Raw genomic sequence first — 21,946 nt, forward strand, 5'->3', positions numbered from 1 at the left:
AAAAACAGTCAATCAGGATTGGGTGGTAACCTCACCAGCCACACCCCGGCACACACGTCCCTGACTACGGCTGCTCCCTTCCGGGCCTGACCGGGTTTGCCAGTTAGCGTTGCGAGGGGACCAATGAGGTCACCATAACGTCTTACGGCTCGCGTAAGATGGGCGCATTATGCGTGATCAAAAGCAGCCTGACAAGGTAAGTCGGCCGGAAAAGCTAGGTAAACCCGTTCAGCTGCTTATTTTTTCTTCAATTTAGCCGCAATTGCCGCTTTTGCGGCATCTGAGTTGAGCGCTTTAACAAAGATCTGCCCTTCTCTTCGAATGCGATCAGCAACGGATTCTGCGGGCATTTGCAGTAGTTGCTTGGACTGTCGTAACGCCTGCCGCGGTCGTCGCGACAGCTGCTCGGCAACCTCATTGAGTTTGTCGGCAAGCTGTTCGGCCCCAACCACGTCATTAACCAAACCGATACTAGCTGCTTTTTCAGCGCTAAAGGTATCGCCCAACAGCAATAACTCAGCCGCACGTTGACGTCCGCAAAGCTGCGGTAGCAACTGACTGGAGCCCGCTTCAGGCACTAAACCAAGGTGCACAAAGGGTAAACAGAATAACGCTTTATCGCTGGCGTAGACCAGATCACAGTGCAGCAGCAAGGTGGTGCCAATACCGATAGCGAGGCCATTTACACCAGCCACTAAAGGTACTGAAATTTCGGTCAAGGTTTGCAATAACTGAAACGCTGGCGAATCTAAATTAACCTCACCTAGCTGTAAAAAGTCGTGTAAGTCGTTGCCGGCAGAAAAACTGTCGCCACTGCCATGCAAGAACACTGCGGCAACCTCACTGTCGGCGTCAGCATCGCGCAAGGCTTGGTTGAAACGCTGATACATGGCCTGCGTGAAGGCGTTCTTTTTCTCAGGACGATTAAAGGTGATGTGTACAATGGCATCTTGGCGATGCACAAGAATGGCGTCACTCATGAGTTCCTCTCAACTGGTTGTACCACTTTGAGAGTCACCTTATCACCAGTGACGCAGACTGTCATTACATGCGGGTTATTTTTTAGCCTCGGCGCGCGCTTGCCAAGCCGCTTTAGTTTTTTCGTGCATCGGCACAATCATATCTAACGCGGATAACTCACCTGCTGGTAACTGCTCTTGATTTGGTTTAATCGGCGTCACCCGTTGGCCCCACTTGATCATACCCGCACCGCAGGTCAAGCCACCACCAAATACCGCAGAAACGATAGTGTCACCGGGCTTAATAACGCCGCTATCAACCGCTTCAGCAAACGCGATCGGTAGAGTTGCCGATGACGTATTGCCGTATTTTTCGATATTGATCACCGTCTTATCAGAGGGCACTTTACACAGTTTCGCTAGAAAATCGATCAACCGCTTGTTGGCCTGATGCGGGATCAGTGCATCAACATCGTTAGTGGTCATGCCGGTTTCGGCAAAGACTTTTTCTAACGCATTGCTCATGCCTTTCACTGCGCGTTTGAAAATTTCCTGACCAACAAAATCAAACTGCATAATGCCGTCAAACTCAAAGCGATTAAAACTGGTACCAAAATCCAACGATAGGACATCACGTGCATCGGCATCACAGGAGATGTGTGACGATAGCAAACCGCTTTCAGTGTCACTGGCCTGTAGCACCATAGCGCCAGCACCGTCGCCGAATAACACCGCGCTTTCCCGCCGAGTCCAATCGAGTATTCGCGTCAACCGCTCTGCACCAATCAGTAAGACATTGCGATGCGCGCCGGTACGGATGGCTTGCGTGGCCATGTGCATGCCGTACAAGAAGCTGCTGCATGCCGCATTTAAATCAAACGCCGCCGCATGTTTAGAACCAATTTTTTGCTGTACTGCCGAGGCCACATTAGGAATGACTTCGTCAGCGGTACAAGTGCCGACAATGATCAGATCGAGCTCATTAGCATCTAGACCCGCCGCCGCTAGCGCGTTACGCGCCGCAACCGCGGCCATCTCCGACGTGCCTACATGACTGACACGACGCTCTTCAATACCGGTTCGTGTTCGTATCCATTCGTCAGATGTATCTAAAAACGTGGCTAAATCATCATTTGTCATGATGGCCGGTGGCAAACACTTACCCCAGCCGGTAATTTCCGCATATGTCGTCACAGAGCAAACCTTTCAGTACAGCAAACCAGTATGACACGACTATGAAAAGATTAATCTTTAACCGACGTTAAAAGATTTTAGTCGCGCGCCGTTTTTCCGTATCATAGCACGATTGTTAGAGAGATAAATATTTTACTATGAGCAACACAGAAACGGCCTTACGCACGCCTTTCGGTGATTTTCAGCTACGCCGTATACCGTACTTTAATCGATCCACGCTACGTGCTTGGGATGCTGCCGATGAATGGCTAATTAATAGCGTAGCTGAATCCCCCAGCGATAAACCATTACTCATTATTAACGATAGCTTTGCCAGCTTAGCGACGGTGTTGCATCAGTTTCAACCGACGGTTAGCGGTGACTCCTATCTCAGTCAATTAGCCATACAAGAAAACGCCCGCTTAAATCAGTTGACTGATAGTGCGGATTGGCAATATCCGCTGCCCCAGCGGACGCAACCACAACGTGTCCTGATGAAGTTACCGCAATCGCAAGCATTGCTTACTGCGCAGTTACAGCAACTCAACCGTTGCTTAGCGCCAGCCAGCGAAGTCTTGGTTTGTGCTCGCAGTCAATACTTCACGCCTAAGGTCAAACAAGCCTTTGCTGACTATTTAGGTGAACCTGAAGTGTCGTTAATTAAGCGCAAATGTCGGCAATTACGACTAATAAAAACTCGCGAGGCTGTAGCCCATGAGACCATTGATAGCGAAACACAATCGCAATGGCGGGTGCCTGAACATGACTTAACAATGGTCAATCATGCTGGCGTATTTGCACAACAGCAACTGGATATTGGCGCCCGCTTTATGCTGCAACATTTGCCACAAAAGTCGGTGCAACAAGTCATCGATCTGGGTTGTGGTAATGGCGTTCTTGGCCTAGCCTACGCACGTCAACATCCAACCGCGCAAGTCAGCTGGGTTGATGAATCATACAGCGCTATCGCCTCAGCTAAAGATTCGCTGCTGGCAAGTGGCCTGCAAGCGGAACCAAAGCGCTATCAGTTTGTCCTTGATAATTGCTTGAGCAAACAAGCAAACAGTAGTGCTGATTTAATTTTGTGCAATCCACCGTTTCATCAAGAAAACGCCATTACCGACGGCGTTGCGCGACAGATGTTCGGAGATGCCAAACGCGTTTTACGACCCGGTGGTGAGCTACGTATCGTCGCTAATCGACATTTAGGTTATCATCAGCACCTCAAGCGCTTGTTCGGCGGTTACCGCAATGTGGCTGGTAACCCTAAATTTGCGATCATTTCAACGACACGGAAATCACTATGAAAAAATTATTATCGACTGCAGCGATGTGTCTCGTGTTAAGTGCTTGTCAAAGTGCTGCGCCACCGCCTTTGACCGTTGTCCCGCAGGCCAATCAAGGTGTGCAAATCACGCAACCGCTGCAACTCAGTATCAATGACAATCGTTCTCACAATTATTTGCTGCGTATCGAACACGGCACCGACTCAGCACAGTTTTCGCCCAGTAATCCGCTCATTTCGGAGGCGGTAAAAGGCTATTTAACAAAAACGTTAACGCTAAAAGACAATGCCTCATCCAGCTTGCACATTGATATCGACGAGGCCATTGTTCGAGTCTCACAAAAAACCATGAGTTATCAAGCCAACCATGAAATCGCCATTCGTACGACGCTGCAATATGGTAATAAAACCTTGCGTAAAACCTTTAGCGGCAAGAGCCAATCAGAAGGCGCCTTCAAAGCCGATCCTGCGGTACTAGAGCGAGAGTTCAGTGATTTGCTTGCGCGTATTCTCAACGATATGCTGAACGACCCACAAATTCGCCAAGCGTTAAATTAATCAGTACTGATTAATCAATAGTGATTAACTACTTTGCGCTCGAGGATAACTGATGAAGAAACTTTTATTAGCCGTTGTGACACTGACTACCATCGGAGTTCATGCCTTCATAGCAAAGGCATACGCGGAAATTCAACCCGATAACCTTTTTCCTCGAGTGGTGATGGTGACCAATATGGGTGAGATCACTGTCGAATTAGACCGTAGCAGAGCGCCTCGGACGGTCGCTAACTTTTTACGGTATGTGGAAAAAGCTAGCTATAACAACACCATTTTTCACCGCTTGGTACCAGGTTTCGTGCTACAAGGCGGTGGTTACGACAAAGACTTTCAAGAAAAGCCAAATTTTGGCGAAATCGTTAATGAGTCGGGCAACGGCTTAAAAAACCAATACGGCACCATTGCGATGGCACGCGATAACGCGCCCCACTCGGCTACGCGTCAGTTCTTTTTTAACTTGAATGACAACAGTTCCTTGAATCCGAGCGACAGCCGTTGGGGTTACGCCGTATTTGGTCGGGTCGTTGCCGGTGAGGCTGTGTTGGAAAAGTTGGCTGCGCAAGAATCGCAACCTTATGATGATACGACGGGGTGGGCTGACGTGCCGACCGAGACATTACTACTCGAACGCGTCAAAGTCGTTCCTGAAGCACAATAACAACAGCCTGTTACACTTTGAAAAACTCATCATCAACATCGTGGCTGGCCGATTTAAGCGTTTATAAACAGCCACGCCTAAGAAATATCTTTTTGCTGGGCATTGCCAGCGGCTTTCCTTGGGTGTTAATTGGCTCGGCACTGACCGCTTGGCTACAAGAAGCCGGTGAGACGCGCTCAACCATCGGCCTGTTCGGTGTCGTCTTTACCATGTACTCGATCAATATGCTGTGGTCGCCACTGGTCGACACCGTGCGCATCCCATGGCTAACCCAGCGTCTAGGACAGCGTCGCAGTTGGTTGGTGGTATGCCAATTGATCATCGCTGCTGCCTGCTTTTGTTTAGGTAGCGTCGATGTCACTCAGCAACTGTGGAGCGTGGCGCTACTCGCCCTGATTATCGCCATCGCTTCCGCCACGCAAGATATTGCCATTGACGCCTACCGTATCGAATCATTTAGCGAACACGAAGCGCGTCTACAGTCAGCCGGTGCCGCCATGGCAACCGCCGGTTGGTGGACCGGCTACAGCGGCTTAGGTGCAATACCGTTTTTTATTGTCGGCGATAGCCAGTGGCAGTGGCAAGATGCCTATCAAGTATTAGCCGCTTTAACGCTGTTGTTCGTTATTCGCACCCTGCAAATGAAAGAGCCATTAGCGACTCAGGTACGCGCTCATCTGGTGCCGCCGTCAACAACCAATAAAGCGGCTTGGCGAGCCATACTGATTAACTTAGTGCATTGGCTGAAAAATCATATTTACGCACCGGTCGCCGAGTTCTTTCAGCGCAGCGGCTGGAAAGTGGCGCTGTCATTATTGCTGTTTATTTTGCTATTTAAAATTGGAGAAGCATTTCTCGGCAAAATGTCCATCGTGTTTTATAAAGAGGTAGGCTTTAGCAACGAGCAAATTGGCTTCTACTCAAAGCTAGTGACTTGGTGGATAACCATTGTTTTTTCTATCCTCGGTAGCCTAGTTAACCTGCGTGCTGGTATTGTTAAAGGCTTATTTATTGGCGGTTTAGCAATGGCAGCGAGCAATTTACTGTTTGCCTGGATAGCCGTCATTGGCCCCAAAGAATATGCCTATGCTATCGCGGTGCTGATAGATGGCTTTACCAGCGCTTGGTCTACCGTTGCTTTCGTCGCGTTTATTAGCTTATTGTGCAACCGTGCATTCACAGCCACGCAATATGCGTTATTGGCATCGCTCGGTAATTTAGGACGGACGCTGCTGTCGTCATACAGCGGTTTTGTGATCGATGGCTTGGGCGGTGATTGGACCTTATTCTTTATTATTACCGCACTGATGGTACTACCGAGCTTGCTACTACTGTTCTGCATTCGTAAAACCTTGTACGCGCTCGAACAAGCCCATTATCAGAAGAGCCAGTATGACGGATAACGCGACACAACACTGGGTCATGGTTGGTTGTGGTGCTTTGGCGCAATGGTTAGGCTGTTCTCTCATACGGCGGCAGCCAACGCTATCACTTAGTGTATTACATCGCCAGCAACGGCTGCGTAGCTGTAACTACCGCCTGAGCACCAATAACTCTGAAATGACGATTGAGCTACCCACGCAACATCATGATGACCGCGTTGCCGATGTCGTCATTGCTGCGGTTAAAGCTTATCAGGTGAGCAGCTTGCTCAGACAACTTAATCAGGCGCCTTGGTTTACCGATAAAACGCATTTGATCCTAAGCTTTAATGGTATGCATAGCGAGCCGCTAACGCCTTTAGTGTCAGTCAATCAACAGTTTTTAGTGACCACATCGGGTGTGACTCGAGACCATCAAGGTGCCCATTTGCATGGTATCGGACAAAGTTGGTTAGGTCCTATGGCGACCAACAACGTCGATGTCGACAATGTTTTCGACACTTTAGCCGAAGCCATTGCACCTCTACAGGGTGTTGATGACATTGAGCAAATACGCTGGCAAAAACTACTCATTAACTGCGCTATTAATGCGCTCACCGTGGTTGCCGATTGTGTTAATGGTGAGCTGCTAAAAGCTCCCTATCAAGCCACATTACATGCCTTGCTGAGTGAAGCTTGTGACATCGCTGCACAGCATGGTTATCATTTTGATGTCGAGCAAAGCCTACAACAAACGCAGCAGGTACTGTCGCAAACCGCGGCAAACAGCTCATCGATGCGCCAAGACGTGCTTGCCGCACGACCTACCGAAATCGACTACCTGAACGGCTTTATCACAAAACGGGGGCGACAACTTGGCATTGTCACCCCCGTGAATGAGCGCTTGTGGCAACAGGTTAGCGCAATTAGCTGCGACCATCCTCAATAAAATCGACCACTTCAAGACCGAAACCTGACAATGCCGAATAACGCTTAGGTGAACTCATCAGGTGCATTTGGCTAACACCTAAATCCGCCAAAATTTGTGATCCTAAACCGACATTGCGCGAGGCATCTGAAGCCGAAGCGGTAACACGTTGCTCGCCTTTGTCTTCCAGCTCAAAGTGTTTCACCTGCTGAATAATATCATCTGCAGTCTCATGACGTCCGATGATGACCAGTACACCGGTATTCTCGGCGATAAACTGCATCGCATGCTGCAACGGCCAACTACGCTTGGTTGCCCGATCGGTCGTAAACAGATCGTTAAAGGTATCTTGTAAATGCACGCGCACGTTGGTGGGTTTATCGGCGCTCACTTCTCCTTTAACCAGTGCATAATGTACTTGCTGTTTGATGGTGTCCTGATAGGTAACCAAATCGAACTGACCATAACTAGTAGGCAAGCGACATTCAGCGACGCGCTTGATGGTTTTTTCTTTAACCGAGCGATACTCGATTAAATCGGCAATAGTGCCAACCTTAATGTCATGTTCGGCGGCAAATTTTTCTAAATCAGCACGACGCGCCATACTGCCGTCTTCGTTCAATACCTCAACAATCACCGCCGCCGGCTCAAATCCCGCTAAGCGGGCTAAATCACAACCCGCTTCGGTATGCCCAGCGCGCGCCAAAACCCCACCTTGCTTGGCCTTTAACGGGAAAATATGACCCGGCATAACCAAATCAGACGGCTTTGCTTGCTGGGCCACTGCGGCTTGTACGGTACGCGAACGGTCTGCCGCAGAAATACCGGTAGTGACGCCACTGGCGGCTTCAATAGATACGGTAAAGCTGGTCGCATAGGGCGCGCTATTTTTATCAACCATCAATGGCAACTGCAACTGCTCGCAGCGCTCCTCGGTCAAGGTTAGGCAGATTAGGCCACGACCAAATCGCGCCATAAAGTTAATCGCCTCTGGCGTCACACAATCTGCCGCCAGTATAATATCGCCCTCGTTCTCACGATCTTCGTCATCCATCAGAATAACCATTTTACCCTGACGAATGTCTTCAATGATTGCTTCAGTACTGTGTAACGACATCACTCACTGCCTTATTGAAGTTGCTGATTATTCGGCGCTAGCCGAGTTTAACCAAAGAGTATCGGGGCTGTGCGATAATACGCAAGTCAGTCCCCACATAGCGAACATCACGGATGTCCAATTCAGGCACCTCATCCATCTGCTCAAATTGCGGGAGTTGTAGCAACTGACGTGCACTGGCTCCCATAAGTTTTGGTGCCTGATAAATAATCAATTCGTCGACCAATTGCTGCGCCAATAAAGCGCCAGCTAAGCGCGGCCCGCACTCGCTCCATAATTCATTAATACCGCGCTCGGCTAGTTGCTGCATCAATAGCGCCAAATCAATGAACTGACCGCATTGGGGTACCACTAAATCCTGGGCATCACGAGCACTGGGGGAAGCCCGCCAAACTTCAGCTTGGTGTTGATAAATACGTGCCTGTCGAGTGACTCGCTGGCGGCTATCGACAACCACTTTTATCGGTTGCCGCAATTGCTCAGGGACTGGTTTGCAAACCCCTTTGGGCCACTCATTCAAGCGTACAGTTAACTGCGGATCATCCATTAGCACGGTATCAGCACCGGTCAATATAGCATGGCTTTTAGCGCGCCAGACCTGGACGTCGGCTCCCCCAGTTATCCACTGACTTTCACCATTCGCTAACGCGGTAGCGCCATCCAACGACGCCGCTAACTTGACGCGTAACCATGGTCGTTGACGTCGCATGCGTGCGCAAAACCCCTGATTAAGTCGCTCTGCCGCCGCACTTTGTACACCGCTGACAACATCAATACCCGCAGCTTTCAAACGCGCTAAGCCGGCTCCTGCTACTTGTGGATTAGGATCTTCCATCGCCACCACAACCCGCGCAACTTGCGCACGAATTAAGGCATCAGCACAAGGCGGCGTACGTCCATAATGGCTACAAGGCTCTAAGGTGACGTAGGCAGTTGCACCGCGCGCGCGCCCGCCCGCCGCTTGCAAGGCGTGCACTTCGGCATGTGGCTCACCAGCACATCGATGCCAGCCTTCAGCGACTAACTCGCCATCTTTAACCAAAACACAACCGACATTAGGATTAGGCGCCGTAGTGAATTGCCCTAACCGCGCAAGCTCCAGCGCGTGCAACATCCATTTATGGTCGGCAGCAGAAGCAAAATCAGTCATTGAGACGCGCGATCTCCTCGCCGAATTCACGGATATCTTCAAATGAGCGATAAACCGAAGCGAAGCGCACATAAGCCACTTTATCGAGTTGCTTTAGGTTCTCCATCACCAAGTTACCGATCACATCGCTAGAAATTTCACGTTCACCGGTAGCCCGTAAGCCTGACTTAATGTGATTGATGGCCTGCTCCATAGCTTCTAAGCTGACAGGACGCTTCTCTAGCGCGCGCAATAAACCATTGCGTAACTTATCTTCGTTAAAGGGTTCGCGAGAACCGTTCGACTTAATCACGCGCGGCATGATTAATTCAGCCGTCTCAAAGGTGGTAAAGCGTTCATGGCAGTGATTACATTCGCGCCGCCGACGCACCGAGGCGCCATCAGCCACTAACCGTGAATCAATAACTTTGGTATCTTGAGTGCCACAAAATGGACAGTGCATGGGTTTCCCTCAAGCTGACAAAATTGGCCGCGTAATGGCGGCCAATCTGCGTATTGCGCGCGTGCTATTTTACCTAAAAATAGCACTTAACGCATGCTAACCACGAACGAAATTACGCGTACACAGGGAACTTAGCACACAACGCTTTCACCTGTTCGCGAACCTTGCCAATGGTGGTTTCGTCGTCGATATTATCCAATACGTCACAAATCCAGTTAGCCACTTGCTCGGCCTCGGCAGTCGCAAAACCACGACGGGTAATGGCTGGCGTTCCCAAGCGTAGACCTGATGTCACGAACGGTGAACGAGGATCGTTCGGTACCGAGTTTTTATTAACGGTAATAAAAGCACGGCCTAACGCCGCATCAGCATCTTTACCGGTAATATCTTTATCGATGAGGTCGACCAAGAATAAGTGATTATGGGTTCCGCCCGAGACAATTTTATAGCCGCGCGACTGCATCACTTTAACCATGCTTTGAGCGTTATCCAGCACCTGCTGCTGATAGTTTTTAAAGTCGTCCTGTAAGGCTTCTTTAAATGCAACCGCTTTGGCCGCGATGACGTGGCATAAAGGACCACCCTGATTACCCGGAAATACCGCACTGTTCAGTTTTTTGTGCAAGGCTTCGTCGTCTTTACCCGACAAAATTAAGCCACTACGTGGACCCGCCAAGGTCTTATGCGTGGTTGTCGTGACCACATCGGCGATAGGCACAGGATTAGGGTATAAACCAGCGGCGACTAAACCAGCAACGTGCGCCATATCAACTAGCAGATAAGCGCCCACTTCGTCAGCGATATCACGGAACTTCTGCCAATCAACAATGCCCGAGTAGGCAGAGAAACCCGCCACAATCAGTTTAGGCTTATGCTCACGCGCCAAGCTGGCGACTTCTTCATAATCGATTTCACCGGTTTCTTCGCTCAAGCCGTACTGCACAGCATTATACAGTTTGCCCGAGAAGTTCACTGAAGAGCCATGGGTCAAATGGCCACCGTGTGCCAAACTCATCCCTAACACCGTATCGCCAGCATTCAACAGGGCCATAAACGCCGCCGAGTTAGCTTGCGACCCCGAGTGCGGCTGCACGTTGGCGTACTTGGCGCCAAATAATTGTTTGGCGCGCTCAATGGCTAAATCTTCGACTTTGTCGACGAACTCGCAACCGCCGTAGTAGCGTTTGTGCGGGTAGCCTTCGGCATATTTGTTGGTTAATTGCGAGCCCTGAGCTTGCAGTACACGTGGACTGGTATAGTTTTCTGACGCAATCAATTCAATATGTTGCTCTTGGCGTTCTACCTCATCGCTCATCGCTTGCCATAAATCAGCATCATAATCAGCAATGTTCATATCGCGTTTTAACATCAGGACTCCCAAGTATAGGTTGTTTAAAAGCACTCGACAGCAACGCCGAAATGAGTATGCAACCATTTTAACCTGAAATGGCTAGCGCTGCCTACCTTGTCGGGTCGTACCTGTACGCAGTTTAAGGTAAGCATTGCGTGACAGCCGCTCGACAACCAACAAAAACCACGACAGTACAACGATCACGACTTTTTTTAAAACGAAGGCTTGGGGAGTCTGGCAATAACCAGTAAACTTGAGCGCATTATTTAAGAACACCGCAAGGATACCGAATTGCTATGGCGCAATACATTTATAGCATGTCGCGGGTGAGCAAAGTTGTTCCACCTAAGCGTACCATTTTAAAAGATATTTCATTGTCGTTCTTTCCTGGCGCGAAGATCGGTGTGCTGGGTCTTAACGGCGCCGGTAAATCGACGTTATTACGTATCATGGCGGGCGTCGACCAAGAGTATGATGGCGAGGCGCGACCGCAGCCCGGCATCAATATCGGCTATTTGCCACAGGAACCGCAGTTAGATGAGCAAAAGACCGTACGTGAAGTCGTAGAAGAAGCGTTAGCCGACGTTAAGCATGCGTTGCAACGATTGGACGAAGTCTACGCCGCTTACGCGGAAGAAAACGCCGACTTTGATGCGCTGGCAAAAGAGCAAGGCCAACTTGAAGCAGTTATTCAGGCTAAAGATGGACACAACATCGATAATATTTTGGAACGTGCCGCCGACTCACTGCGGCTGCCACCATGGGACGCTAAAATCAGCGTATTATCGGGTGGTGAACGCCGCCGCGTAGCAATTTGCCGTTTATTATTAGAAAAGCCCGATATGTTGCTGCTGGACGAACCGACTAACCACTTGGATGCAGAGTCGGTAGCTTGGCTTGAACAGTTCTTACATGATTACAATGGCACCGTAGTTGCCATTACCCACGATCGCTATTTCTTAGATAATGTGGCTGGCTGGATTTTGGAGCTCGACCGCGGGTACGGCATTCCATGGGAAGGCAATTACTCGTCATGGTTGGAGCAAAAAGAAAAACGCTTAGCGCAAGAAGAAAAGCAAGAACAAGCCCGCCAACGCTCCATTAAGCAAGAGCTTGAGTGGGTGCGTACTAACCCGAAAGGTCGCCAAGCGAAAAGTAAAGCGCGTATGGCGCGGTTTGAAGAACTGCAAAGTGGCGACTACCAAAAACGTAACGAAACTAACGAACTCTTTATTCCACCGGGTCCACGCCTGGGTGATAAAGTGTTAACCGTTAATCACATCAGCAAGGGCTATGAAGGCCGTCAATTAATCGACGACTTAAGCTTCAACGTACCCAAAGGTGCGATTGTTGGCATTATCGGCCCTAACGGTGCCGGTAAATCGACCTTGTTCCGTATGATCAGTGGCGATGAACAACCCGATAATGGCACCATTGAAGTCGGCGAAACCGTGCATTTAGCGGCAGTCCATCAATTCCGCGACAGCATGGATGACAGCAAAACCGTGTTTGAAGAAGTTGCCGACGGCCAAGATATTCTGAAAATCGGCAACTTTGAAATCTCCGGGCGGGCTTACGTTAGCCGCTTTAATTTTAAAGGCACCGATCAGCAAAAACGCATTGGCGAGCTATCTGGTGGTGAGCGTAATCGTGTGCATTTAGCTAAGCTATTGCGCGCCGGCGGTAACTTACTGTTACTCGATGAGCCGACCAACGACTTAGACGTCGAAACCCTACGCGCCTTAGAAGAAGCGTTGTTAGAGTTCCCCGGCTCGGCCATGATCATCTCGCACGACCGTTGGTTCCTCGACCGCGTTGCAACTCACATTTTAGATTATCGAGATGAGGCGCAAGTTAACTTTTACGAAGGTAACTACACCGATTACGAAGCTTACATGAAAGACAAACACGGTGAAGATGCGATGCAACCTCACCGGATGAAGTACAAACCAATTGGTTAATATATACCGCATATATCAGCGCCCGCCAATATCTGGCGGGCTTTTTTTATACGGCTTCAAGCGCCTCTGCCAGATTTTTTACGGCAGTTACCTGCATCCCTTCGATAGGCTGTTTAGGCTTGTTCGCCAGCGGTACAATAGCACGTCGAAAGCCATGCTTAGCCGCTTCGCGCAAACGCTCAGAGCCATTCGGTACGGGGCGTATCTCACCAGCCAAGCCGACCTCACCAAAGACAATCAAATCGCGCGCTAAGGGATTATCTCGAAAGCTCGATACGATAGCCAGCAGCAGTGCTAAGTCGGCTGATGTCTCCGCGACTTTAACACCGCCAACAACGTTGACGAAGACATCTTGATCGGACACATGCAAACCACCATGGCGATGCAATACCGCTAACAGCAATGCCAAGCGAGTTTGCTCTAAACCCACCGCCACACGACGCGGATTTGCCAGCTGTGAATGGTCAACCAAGGCCTGAATTTCGACTAACAACGGTCGTGTGCCTTCCCATACCACCATCACCACGGAACCATTGCCGTGTTCCTCACCACGCTGCAAGAAAATCGCCGACGGATTGGTAACCTCTTTCAAGCCCGCCGAGGTCATCGCAAATACGCCAAGCTCATTCACCGCACCAAAGCGGTTTTTATGACCACGCAGGGTGCGGAAGCGCGAATCACCATCGCCATCTAACATAATTGAGCAATCGATACAGTGCTCCAATACCTTCGGACCAGCCAAACTACCGTCTTTGGTGACATGTCCCACCATCACAATAGCAACACCATTTTGCTTGGCGTAACGGGTCAGGTAAGCGGCGCTTTCGCGCACTTGCGACACGCTACCCGGAGCCGACTGAATATCGGTTAAGTGCATCACCTGAATCGAGTCAATCACCATGATGGCCGGTTTTTCTTGGTCGGCAAGATGACAAATAGCTTCTACCGAGGTTTCTGCCAGCATGCGCAGCTTATCGCTGGGCAGGCTCAATCGCCGCGCCCGCAGTGCCACTTGTTGTAACGATTCCTCGCCAGTGACGTACAACGCCCCCATACGCTCGGCTAAGTGGCACATCATCTGTAATAACAAGGTACTTTTACCGGCCCCGGGTGAACCGCCGATCAGGATAGCGGAGCCAGGCACTACCCCGCCCCCGAGTACTCGATCAAATTCCTGATATCCGGAGCTAAAGCGCGGAACATCACTAACATCGACATCTTTTAAGGTTTTTACCGTCGCCTGTGTGCTACCGCTATAACCACCACGGCCACTTTGGCTGACGTGCTGTCGCGTTACACTCGGCGCAGTGCGTACTTCGGTCAGCGTATTCCACGCTTTGCACTCACTACACTGGCCTAACCAGCGCGGAAAATCGGCACCACAGTCACTGCATACATAAGCGGTTTTCGCTTTCGCCATCTCTAACACCCTAAAGTTTTATCTTATTACGTCGTTATGCTAACCAGTGTAACGTGCTTTACACCATGCAGGCAGACGCATAGTCATTGCCTTATACAACTATTCTACGCTAAGTTAGCGCATTAAGAACCAAGCAGAAGACTTTGGATACATGGACGCCGAGCACTTCCAGCAACTGATCGATCAATTAAAGCCGATTGCCAATGAGCCTGAGTTTGACAAAATATTTCAGCGCTTAACGCAAAACGAAGATGGCCCAACTCGCTTCAAACTAAAAGCCACCTTGAAAGAACTCGCGGCGCCTTGCCAGCGCATTTTAGATTTGCGCAAACGCGTAGACGGTCAGTGTCGTCCCTATACCATTAACGACCGCACCCACTATTTAGACGACGTTGCCATCACCATTTTAGAGCAAGGACTTAAGCTTTATAACGGTGTATTTACTTTCGATACCTATCAACAAATCTTAAATGCCGATAATAACCTGCGCGTCATGCATCGTCGTGCACAGCAGCAAGCGCTGCTACAGCGCCAACAAGACGATGATAACTTAGCCAGTGATATTAACAGCGCCGACGCCACCACACTCAACTATCCGGCGCATGTGTTACAGTTCGCCGACTACCGCTTGCGCCGCGAAGAGCGGATGAACTTTGTCATCGACGTGGAGCTGTTGCTGGAAAATGGCAAAGTCTATAACGGCGTTACGACGGATATCTCTTTAAGCGGTCTACGCCTAAAATTAAAAACCAAGAAGATCGTTAAATTTAAGGACAAACAACAATTAGCGATTCGCTTTAATGGTCTGGCGCGGGAGTTTACCATCGATCCGAATATGCAGGTGCCATATATACTGGTAAACAATGACATTCGTGACCAGCAGCAGTATGTCAGCCTCATGCTATCTCCCGAGCATGACAATCAAGCCTTTAGTAACTTTTTGACCGGCTTTATTAATGGCTATAAACGACGTTATAAAGTTAATATCGATAACACCTTTGAAACCGTCGAAACCAAAGCGCATGAACAGTTTTACCTGCCACGCATGGACCACTTGCCGATTTACTTTAAGCGCACAGAAAAACTGGTGTATGCGGATATGGTGTTACAAACCGATAATAATCGACAATTAATTGATTATTGGCGCGACCACCGTAACCAGCCGATGTTAGGTGCCCTATTTAACGGCAGTCGCCTAAAACAGCTACTCACGTCAAGCCAACTTGAGCCTTACTTGGTGCTGTATTGTTTTAGCCTGACAGTGGCCGATAAGGTTGTATTTTATTCGGCAACCGAGGCCGAACTAGAACAACATCAGTGTCGTGAGTGTTACTTTAGTATCGGCCAACGCCGTCAAAGCTGGCGGGTATTGCGCTTAAGTTTAAGTCAGGCCGATTTAGCTAAAGCTTGGCAACCGCTGAGTGTCCCCGAACACATTCAGCAGCAAAGCCGCGAACGCCCACCCAGTGCTGCGGTAATGAAACGCTTACAAGGCATTAGCCATATTGGTTGTTTAAGTGATATCACCGCCACCTGTCAGCCTGCCGAAGTCAACTACAGCGGTGACCGGCGCTTAGAGCGCCTACGCCCGTTCATGCATCCGCTTAACTTGCCCTTTAAAACCAAGGCTATACCGCTAGAGTTTGTTAATTTGCGACGCGAACAGCGTTTTAGTCATCGCTCAAAAATCATCGTACATATGAGCCAACGCAGCCGCGATGCAATCACTCGTGACTTTTCGGTACGCGGCTTGCAAATCGACAGCGAATTGCCTATTCACTGTCGTGTCGGTGATACCTTAACGGTTGATTTACCCGATTTACAAAAGCTCACTAAGCAATACAGCTTAAAACAACTGCCCTATACCGTTGTCGGGCGCAGTGATGACGGCCGCAACATTAATTTGCAAACCACAGATATCGCCGGCGAGCACCCCGCCGAAGCTTTTTTTAACGAGTTAATCGCCAATAACCAAACCAAACTGCGGCAAGCCCAAGAGTCGGGCCAACGTCATGGTGTTGAACTGTGCTTACGTAACCTTTATTGCGACGCCATGATGAGTTCGCCGATGTTTATCTATAAACAACAGAACCAATATGAAATCGGTAGTATCGCGTTTTCGCAACAGCCGCTGAATTTAGCTGCAGCGTTACGGCAAACCACCCCAGGAAATCGACACGATACCGTATCGCTACAAATGCTGTTCAACGACGACATGATACATCAACAGTTGTTACCTCAGTTACACGAACTAAGCCGCCAATCGGCTCCCGACCAGAGTCTGCTACTGATTAAACTATCACCTTATGGCGAACGGCCGATACAGCGTTGGTTGTTGTCTCATGCAAACGACGAAACGGCGGCCATCGTATTACAAGGTGCTCGCGCTGATGACGTGTTATTAGCCTTTCAGTTAAGTTTGACTCGTACCGGCCGACCGGATATTGAATTTATTACCAACGAACTACATTATCTGGCTGGCTATGCTGCGCATAAAGCCAAACAACTTGAGCAAGAATTATGGCGTGTTTATGGCATCATTGATGCGTTAGAAGTTACCGATGCCGTATTACAGGCGCTAGCTCAATCAACCACTTTTATTGATAATCAGCGGCAGCGTCGTCATCAGTTATTTACCCAAGCAGCAACCCGCAACAACTAAGCTTTTGCTTGAGCGTCGATTAAACGCGTGGCTAACGCGCTTAAATCACGTTGATCATAAATAATGTCAGCAATTTGATTCAATGCTGGCTTAGCGCAATAGGCAACGCCGGTACCCGCCGCCAGTAACATATCACGGTCGTTGGCTCCGTCGCCGACAGCAACGGTTCTCGATATCGGTATTTGCCAACGTTGCGCCAGCATTTTTAGCTGTTGTGCTTTGACCTGAGCATCAACGATACGACCCAGCACTTTACCGGTTAAGCGCCCAGCTTCAATCTCAAGTTGGTTAGCCACCACAGCATCAAGTTGCAGTGCTTGTTGTAAGCGTTCAGCAAACCAAGTGAAGCCTCCCGACAGCAACACGCAGCGCCAGCCGGCCTGCTGCAACGTTGCGATACACTGCTGTACACCAGGGTTAAAAGGGATAGGTTGAAACAATTGCTGTAACCGAGTTTGCTCGACACCAGCGAGTAATGCCACTCGCTCCCGCAAGCTTTGCTGAAAGTCGATGTCACCGCGCATGGCCGCTTCAGTCACCTGACTTACCGCTTGTTTACAGCCCGCCAAGGCGGCAATTTCATCGATACACTCAATACTGATTAGGGTCGAATCCATGTCAAAAGCAATTAACCCAGCACTGGCTGTTAACTCATTCATAAAAATCCTTATTGGCGATATCTAAATCAGCCTAATCATTCACATCAGAATTGCCAGCGCCGCAGCAGCGTCGTATAGTGAGCGCCATGTACAAAGTCAGTCCTAATATCTTAGCCATCGGTCGCCTGCTCTCCAAGCGACTTTTACGGCTTGCCATCGCCGCCCTGCTGGTTTTTTCGATTATGCAGGTGTGGAGCGGTGCGGTATTGCAATCTCAACAACGCCTATTACTGCATAGTCAGCAGCTATTACGTTTAACTGTCGAACAAACGGCACACGAAGCCACTCGCTATTTACGCAATAACGACGCCCAGAGCTTAACCCAGTTAGCCGATGATACCATTCAACGGCCGGGTGTCATGAGCGTAGTGATTCGCGACCGTAATGGTGAACAATTAGCGCTGGCTGGCTATCCTACCTCATTGCTTGATTGGCCTGCTCATCAACAACAACAGCCACTAACGTTATTAGGCGAGCTTGGTACTCGAGACCAAGTTGAGGGTTATGTACAGATCATCTTTGACCAGCAACAAATCGTGCATCAAAGCGACAGTGCGTTGCAGGATTTAATTAGCCAAGGTCGCATTTTGCTGCTGCTGGCAGTATTGGCTGGCGTATTCATTATGCTTGGCTTTAATCGTGTGCGTGACCGCTACTGGCCCGTAGCAGAGAACGACAAAAAATCCTGAGTATTCTGCCACAACTGCTGGCGTAACTCCGCTTCGGGTTGGCCCAGTATAACAGCCAACTCTCGCACAACCCTTGCTATTCGCGCCGGTTCGTTTCGTTGGCCTTGGTAACCCGACAACGGCATGTCTGGCGAGTCAGTTTCCAGTAGTAAGTGTTTGCTACCAACTTTAGCTATTGTGGCACGAGTCTTTTTTGCTCGTGGATAAGTAATAATACCACCAACGCCCAAATAAAAGCCGAGTGATAGATAACGTTGTGCTTGCTGAAAGTTACCACTAAACGCATGGACAACACCGCCTACCAGCTGCTGCTGACTAATCAACGCCGACATTTCATCCAGCGTTTTGCGGTGATGCAAAATCACCGGTCTTGCCAGCTCAGCGGCCAACTGCAATTGCGCATTGAAGAACCACCGCTGCTGTTCATGGTTGTCGCAAGTGGCATCTAAACCGATTTCGCCAATCGCACTTCGCGGAAACTTTAACAATTGTTCACGCAGGCGCTCGATGTCACCGCCTTGGTGCTGTTGGAGAAAGTAAGGGTGAAGACCAAAAGCATTATGCAGGCCGCCATACTGTTCCGCTAGGCGTTGCTGTTTGGGCCACTGTGCAGCGCTGACTCCGGGTATCAATATATCGCTGACACCAGCATCCTGGGCGCGCTGTAACAACGCTTCTCGATCGTCATCAAACACCGCAAAGTCTAGGTGGCAATGACTATCGAAAAGCGTTTGCATAGTTAGTGCTCGCGCGTGTGGCTAAAGCTGATTTCGGGATAACGCTCTTGTGCCAAGCTGAGATTAACCATACTGGGAGCAATATAAGTCAGGTTATCGCCACCATCTAACGCCAAGTTAGCCTCAGCTTTGCGGCGGAACTCATCCAACTTGCGTTCACTATCGCTGCTTACCCAGCGCGCGGTAGCAACGTTAATGTTCTCGTAAATGGCTTCCACGTTGTATTCTGATTTCAAACGATGCACGACTACGTCGAACTGCAGCACCCCCACCGCACCGACAATTAAATCGTTATTGATAAGTGGACGAAACACCTGCACCGCGCCCTCTTCGGATAGCTGCACTAAGCCTTTTAACAACTGCTTTTGCTTTAACGGATCTTTCAAGCGGATGCGGCGGAATAGCTCTGGGGCGAAGTTAGGAATACCGCTAAACTTAAATTTCTCACCACCGGTAAAGGTATCGCCGATTTGAATCGTACCGTGATTATGCAGACCGATGATGTCGCCCGGGTACGCTTGCTCGACATGCGACCGATCGCCGGCTAAGAAAGTTAAGGCATCGCTGATGCGGACATCTTTGCCGACGCGCACCTGATGCATTTTCATACCTTTTTCGTATTGTCCTGATACGATTCTTAAGAAAGCGACACGGTCACGGTGCTTAGGGTCCATGTTGGCTTGAATTTTAAACACAAAACCCGAGAATGCAGCGTTATCGGCAGCCACTGCCTGACCGTCATCGGTTTCACGCGGTTGTGGTACTGGCGCCCAATCAACCAAACCATCCAGCATATGGTCAACGCCAAAGTTACCCAATGCGGTACCAAAAAATACCGGCGTTAATTCTCCCGCTAAAAATAACTCTTTATCAAAGCTATTTGAGGCACCATTAACCAACTCAATTTGCTCACGCAAGTCATCAGCATACACACCAATACGTTGGTCTAGTTCGGGGTTATCTAAACCCTTGATAATATCGACTTCCTGAATACGGTGGCCTTGCCCAGTCTTATATAAAATCACCTCGTCACGTAGCAGGTGATAAACTCCTTTAAAGTTTTTCCCGGAACCGATTGGCCAGGTAATGGGGGCGCATAAAATATTAAGCACTTGCTCAACTTCATCCAAGAGTTCTAACGGATCGCGAATATCGCGGTCGAGCTTGTTCATAAAGGTCAGGATTGGCGTGTCACGCAGTCGCGTGACTTCCATTAATTTAATGGTGCGATCCTCAACGCCTTTAGCGCCATCGATAACCATCAAACACGAGTCGACGGCAGTTAGTGTGCGATACGTATCCTCTGAGAAGTCCTCGTGACCCGGTGTGTCCAACAAATTGACCAAGGCCTCACCATAAGGAAACTGCATCACCGACGTGGTCACCGAAATACCCCGTTCTTGCTCCATTTCCATCCAGTCTGACTTAGCGTGCTGGCCTGATTTTTTACCTTTAACGGTACCGGCCTTCTGAATTTGATGGCCGTGCAATAGCACCTTTTCGGTAATGGTTGTCTTACCGGCATCGGGGTGCGAGATAATAGCGAACGTGCGGCGCTTGGCCACTTCTTTTGCAATCAAGGCGTTTGACATGAATTTCGATTCTTTTCCATTAATTCGATACGGGGTTATGCTGCAGGCGTTTTAATCTTACAAGTAGCCTGTACAAACCGATAGGTATGCCGCTATTTTCGCTTATCTTCATGAGCGAAACAATGCTTGTGTTAACCAATTAAAATGGCCTCCACAAAGAAATAACAGCAATGCAACATATTATTATCGCAATATATTAAGCCTGATTTTTCAAAAGTTTTATCAAAAATAAAATAACTGTGATAAAAGGCGCGCTAACTACACTAACGAGTTGTAGTTACAGGTGGCCGTAACCTTTCGGTGTTGTCACAACTATTTTTTTGCTCTTGGTAATAACATGAAAAATTTAAAATTAAGTACGCTGTTGTCGCTAAGTTACGCCTTTATTGGCTTAGGGCTGTTAGTGGTCTCGTACTTCGCATTCACACGCATGGCAGTCATTAATGATCAGTCCACTGTGATTTCTGATAAGTGGTTACCGTCGGTTGCTACGGTCGGCTTAATTGATACACAAACGGCTGAGATTCGTGCGTTAGAGGCACTACACATTATTAGCGTAACGGCGAATGACCAAGCCACTGTCGAGACACGCTTGAAAGCCCTCAACAATAACGTCTCGGGCAGTATCGAGCATTATCAAGCGCTGATGACAACCGATGCTGAACAACGTCTGATGAAGCAATTTATTAAAAGCTATCAGAATTATTTGAGTATTCAGCAAGACGTGCTTGCATTATCAAGACAAAACCAAAATGACCAAGCTCGAGCGCTGTTCACCGGTCGTTCACGTAATGCTTACGATCTATATACTGCAAACTTACGCGAACTATCAGAACTGATTGCTAGCAATGCGCGTCAAGCCAGTGAATATGGTGACAGTATTTATGCGCAATCGATTACAGTAGTGAGCACCATTGTGGTCATCGTGATCGCCTTGCTGGTGTTGATTGCAATTTACATCACACGCTCACTCACGCAGCAAATTCAGGTCTTGCAAAAAGCGATGACCCGCTTAGCCGATGGCGACTTAACGGTACAGTTGACTGACCTCAGTAACAATGAGATCGGCACCTTATCACGCCACTTTAACACCACCGTCAACGCATTTTCGAAAACCATTACCGAAATTCAGGACTCCTCGAACCAGTTAGCCTCTACCTCGGAAGAACTGAGCACAGTTACCGAACAATCGACACGGGGTATTCACCGTCAAACCGAAGAGCTGGAACAAGCCGTATCGGCGG

19 protein-coding genes and 1 other RNA gene are annotated in these 21,946 nt (G+C 49.1%); 9 read left to right on the forward strand and 11 right to left on the reverse strand.

Annotated elements, in window-relative coordinates:
- Positions 1-29: 29 nt before the first annotated feature.
- The 3 genes from ffs to A10D4_RS09560 form a co-directional block, all read right to left on the reverse strand.
- An RNA gene (gene ffs / locus A10D4_RS13885) (signal recognition particle sRNA small type) lies at positions 30-126 on the reverse strand.
- Between the two features lie 110 nt (positions 127-236).
- Complete coding sequence (locus A10D4_RS09555; protein ID WP_008489219.1) at positions 237-980, reverse strand: enoyl-CoA hydratase; 744 nt, start codon at positions 978-980, stop codon at positions 237-239.
- A gap of 75 nt (positions 981-1,055) precedes the next feature.
- The gene (locus A10D4_RS09560; protein ID WP_008489221.1) at positions 1,056-2,153 is read right to left on the reverse strand and encodes a ketoacyl-ACP synthase III; all 1,098 of its coding nucleotides are present in this window, start codon (positions 2,151-2,153) and stop codon (positions 1,056-1,058) included.
- A 137-nt stretch (positions 2,154-2,290) separates the two neighbouring features.
- On the opposite strand from A10D4_RS09560, the gene A10D4_RS09565 reads away from it, so the two are divergent.
- Genes A10D4_RS09565 through A10D4_RS13680 form a run of 5 tightly spaced genes read left to right on the forward strand, consistent with a single transcriptional unit; the run spans position 2,291 to position 6,943 of the window.
- Entirely contained in the window at positions 2,291-3,439 is a 1,149-nt protein-coding gene (locus A10D4_RS09565; protein WP_008489222.1) for a methyltransferase, read from the forward strand.
- Complete coding sequence (locus A10D4_RS09570; RefSeq protein ID WP_008489223.1) at positions 3,436-3,975, forward strand: YajG family lipoprotein; 540 nt, start codon at positions 3,436-3,438, stop codon at positions 3,973-3,975. The genes A10D4_RS09565 and A10D4_RS09570 overlap by 4 nt, the downstream gene beginning before the upstream one ends.
- Positions 3,976-4,027: 52 nt before the next feature.
- On the forward strand, positions 4,028-4,633 hold the full coding sequence (locus A10D4_RS09575) for a peptidylprolyl isomerase (protein WP_008489224.1): 606 nt from the start codon (positions 4,028-4,030) through the stop codon (positions 4,631-4,633).
- Positions 4,634-4,650: 17 nt separating this feature from the next.
- The gene (locus tag A10D4_RS09580) at positions 4,651-6,036 is read left to right on the forward strand and encodes an AmpG family muropeptide MFS transporter (protein WP_040502827.1); all 1,386 of its coding nucleotides are present in this window, start codon (positions 4,651-4,653) and stop codon (positions 6,034-6,036) included.
- Positions 6,026-6,943, forward strand: a complete 918-nt coding sequence (locus tag A10D4_RS13680) for a ketopantoate reductase family protein (RefSeq protein ID WP_008489226.1) — start codon at positions 6,026-6,028, stop codon at positions 6,941-6,943. The genes A10D4_RS09580 and A10D4_RS13680 overlap by 11 nt, the downstream gene beginning before the upstream one ends.
- Here the strand turns inward: A10D4_RS13680 and ribBA are convergent.
- The 4 genes from ribBA to glyA form a co-directional block, all read right to left on the reverse strand.
- The gene (ribBA, locus tag A10D4_RS09590; protein WP_008489228.1) at positions 6,921-8,039 is read right to left on the reverse strand and encodes a bifunctional 3,4-dihydroxy-2-butanone-4-phosphate synthase/GTP cyclohydrolase II; all 1,119 of its coding nucleotides are present in this window, start codon (positions 8,037-8,039) and stop codon (positions 6,921-6,923) included. The genes A10D4_RS13680 and ribBA overlap by 23 nt on opposite strands.
- A gap of 37 nt (positions 8,040-8,076) precedes the next feature.
- Positions 8,077-9,189, reverse strand: coding sequence for a bifunctional diaminohydroxyphosphoribosylaminopyrimidine deaminase/5-amino-6-(5-phosphoribosylamino)uracil reductase RibD (gene ribD / locus A10D4_RS09595; protein WP_008489229.1), 1,113 nt, complete (start codon positions 9,187-9,189; stop codon positions 8,077-8,079).
- Entirely contained in the window at positions 9,182-9,631 is a 450-nt protein-coding gene (nrdR, locus tag A10D4_RS09600; RefSeq protein ID WP_008489230.1) for a transcriptional regulator NrdR, read from the reverse strand. Before nrdR ends, ribD begins: the two co-directional genes overlap by 8 nt.
- A 112-nt stretch (positions 9,632-9,743) precedes the next feature.
- On the reverse strand, positions 9,744-11,000 hold the full coding sequence (gene glyA, locus A10D4_RS09605) for a serine hydroxymethyltransferase (protein WP_008489231.1): 1,257 nt from the start codon (positions 10,998-11,000) through the stop codon (positions 9,744-9,746).
- Between the two features lie 278 nt (positions 11,001-11,278).
- Between glyA and ettA the strand changes: the two genes are divergently transcribed.
- On the forward strand, positions 11,279-12,943 hold the full coding sequence (ettA, locus tag A10D4_RS09610) for an energy-dependent translational throttle protein EttA (RefSeq protein ID WP_008489232.1): 1,665 nt from the start codon (positions 11,279-11,281) through the stop codon (positions 12,941-12,943).
- Positions 12,944-12,989: 46 nt separating this feature from the next.
- Here the strand turns inward: ettA and radA are convergent, their stop codons facing one another.
- Positions 12,990-14,363: a DNA repair protein RadA gene (gene radA, locus A10D4_RS09615; RefSeq protein ID WP_008489233.1), complete on the reverse strand. Its 1,374-nt coding sequence runs from the start codon at positions 14,361-14,363 to the stop codon at positions 12,990-12,992.
- Positions 14,364-14,514: 151 nt separating this feature from the next.
- Between radA and A10D4_RS09620 the strand changes: the two genes are divergently transcribed.
- Entirely contained in the window at positions 14,515-17,025 is a 2,511-nt protein-coding gene (locus A10D4_RS09620; protein WP_008489234.1) for a PilZ domain-containing protein, read from the forward strand.
- Here A10D4_RS09620 and serB read toward each other — a convergent pair.
- Positions 17,022-17,684, reverse strand: a complete 663-nt coding sequence (gene serB, locus A10D4_RS09625; RefSeq protein WP_008489235.1) for a phosphoserine phosphatase SerB — start codon at positions 17,682-17,684, stop codon at positions 17,022-17,024. The genes A10D4_RS09620 and serB overlap by 4 nt on opposite strands.
- Positions 17,685-17,770: 86 nt before the next feature.
- Here serB and A10D4_RS09630 point away from each other — a divergent pair, with 86 nt between their 5' ends.
- The gene (locus A10D4_RS09630) at positions 17,771-18,373 is read left to right on the forward strand and encodes a hypothetical protein (RefSeq protein WP_040502838.1); all 603 of its coding nucleotides are present in this window, start codon (positions 17,771-17,773) and stop codon (positions 18,371-18,373) included.
- On the opposite strand, the gene A10D4_RS09635 is transcribed toward A10D4_RS09630, so the two are convergent.
- Entirely contained in the window at positions 18,337-19,110 is a 774-nt protein-coding gene (locus tag A10D4_RS09635; RefSeq protein ID WP_008489239.1) for a TatD family hydrolase, read from the reverse strand. The two genes, A10D4_RS09630 and A10D4_RS09635, sit on opposite strands and share 37 nt — an antisense overlap.
- 2 nt (positions 19,111-19,112) lie before the next feature.
- On the reverse strand, positions 19,113-20,702 hold the full coding sequence (prfC, locus tag A10D4_RS09640) for a peptide chain release factor 3 (RefSeq protein ID WP_008489240.1): 1,590 nt from the start codon (positions 20,700-20,702) through the stop codon (positions 19,113-19,115).
- Between the two features lie 337 nt (positions 20,703-21,039).
- On the opposite strand from prfC, the gene A10D4_RS09645 reads away from it, so the two are divergent.
- Positions 21,040-21,946 (forward strand): MCP four helix bundle domain-containing protein (locus tag A10D4_RS09645; protein ID WP_008489241.1); only part of this gene is annotated, 907 nt, incomplete at its 3' end.

Source organism: Idiomarina xiamenensis 10-D-4 (assembly GCF_000299895.1).
In the GTDB taxonomy this organism is placed as follows: domain Bacteria; phylum Pseudomonadota; class Gammaproteobacteria; order Enterobacterales; family Alteromonadaceae; genus Idiomarina; species Idiomarina xiamenensis.

Coding starts and splice junctions, on each gene's coding strand:
- A10D4_RS09570 (WP_008489223.1), top strand. CDS start 3,436: ATGAAAAAATTATTATCGACTGCAGCGATGTGTCTCGTGTTAAGTGCT.
- A10D4_RS09635 (WP_008489239.1), bottom strand. CDS start 19,110: ATGCAAACGCTTTTCGATAGTCATTGCCACCTAGACTTTGCGGTGTTT.
- nrdR (WP_008489230.1), bottom strand. CDS start 9,631: ATGCACTGTCCATTTTGTGGCACTCAAGATACCAAAGTTATTGATTCA.
- glyA (WP_008489231.1), bottom strand. CDS start 11,000: ATGTTAAAACGCGATATGAACATTGCTGATTATGATGCTGATTTATGG.
- A10D4_RS09555 (WP_008489219.1), bottom strand. CDS start 980: ATGAGTGACGCCATTCTTGTGCATCGCCAAGATGCCATTGTACACATC.
- A10D4_RS09630 (WP_040502838.1), top strand. CDS start 17,771: ATGTACAAAGTCAGTCCTAATATCTTAGCCATCGGTCGCCTGCTCTCC.
- radA (WP_008489233.1), bottom strand. CDS start 14,363: ATGGCGAAAGCGAAAACCGCTTATGTATGCAGTGACTGTGGTGCCGAT.
- A10D4_RS13680 (WP_008489226.1), top strand. CDS start 6,026: ATGACGGATAACGCGACACAACACTGGGTCATGGTTGGTTGTGGTGCT.
- serB (WP_008489235.1), bottom strand. CDS start 17,684: ATGAATGAGTTAACAGCCAGTGCTGGGTTAATTGCTTTTGACATGGAT.
- ribBA (WP_008489228.1), bottom strand. CDS start 8,039: ATGTCGTTACACAGTACTGAAGCAATCATTGAAGACATTCGTCAGGGT.
- ribD (WP_008489229.1), bottom strand. CDS start 9,189: ATGACTGATTTTGCTTCTGCTGCCGACCATAAATGGATGTTGCACGCG.
- ettA (WP_008489232.1), top strand. CDS start 11,279: ATGGCGCAATACATTTATAGCATGTCGCGGGTGAGCAAAGTTGTTCCA.
- A10D4_RS09565 (WP_008489222.1), top strand. CDS start 2,291: ATGAGCAACACAGAAACGGCCTTACGCACGCCTTTCGGTGATTTTCAG.
- A10D4_RS09620 (WP_008489234.1), top strand. CDS start 14,515: ATGGACGCCGAGCACTTCCAGCAACTGATCGATCAATTAAAGCCGATT.
- prfC (WP_008489240.1), bottom strand. CDS start 20,702: ATGTCAAACGCCTTGATTGCAAAAGAAGTGGCCAAGCGCCGCACGTTC.
- A10D4_RS09575 (WP_008489224.1), top strand. CDS start 4,028: ATGAAGAAACTTTTATTAGCCGTTGTGACACTGACTACCATCGGAGTT.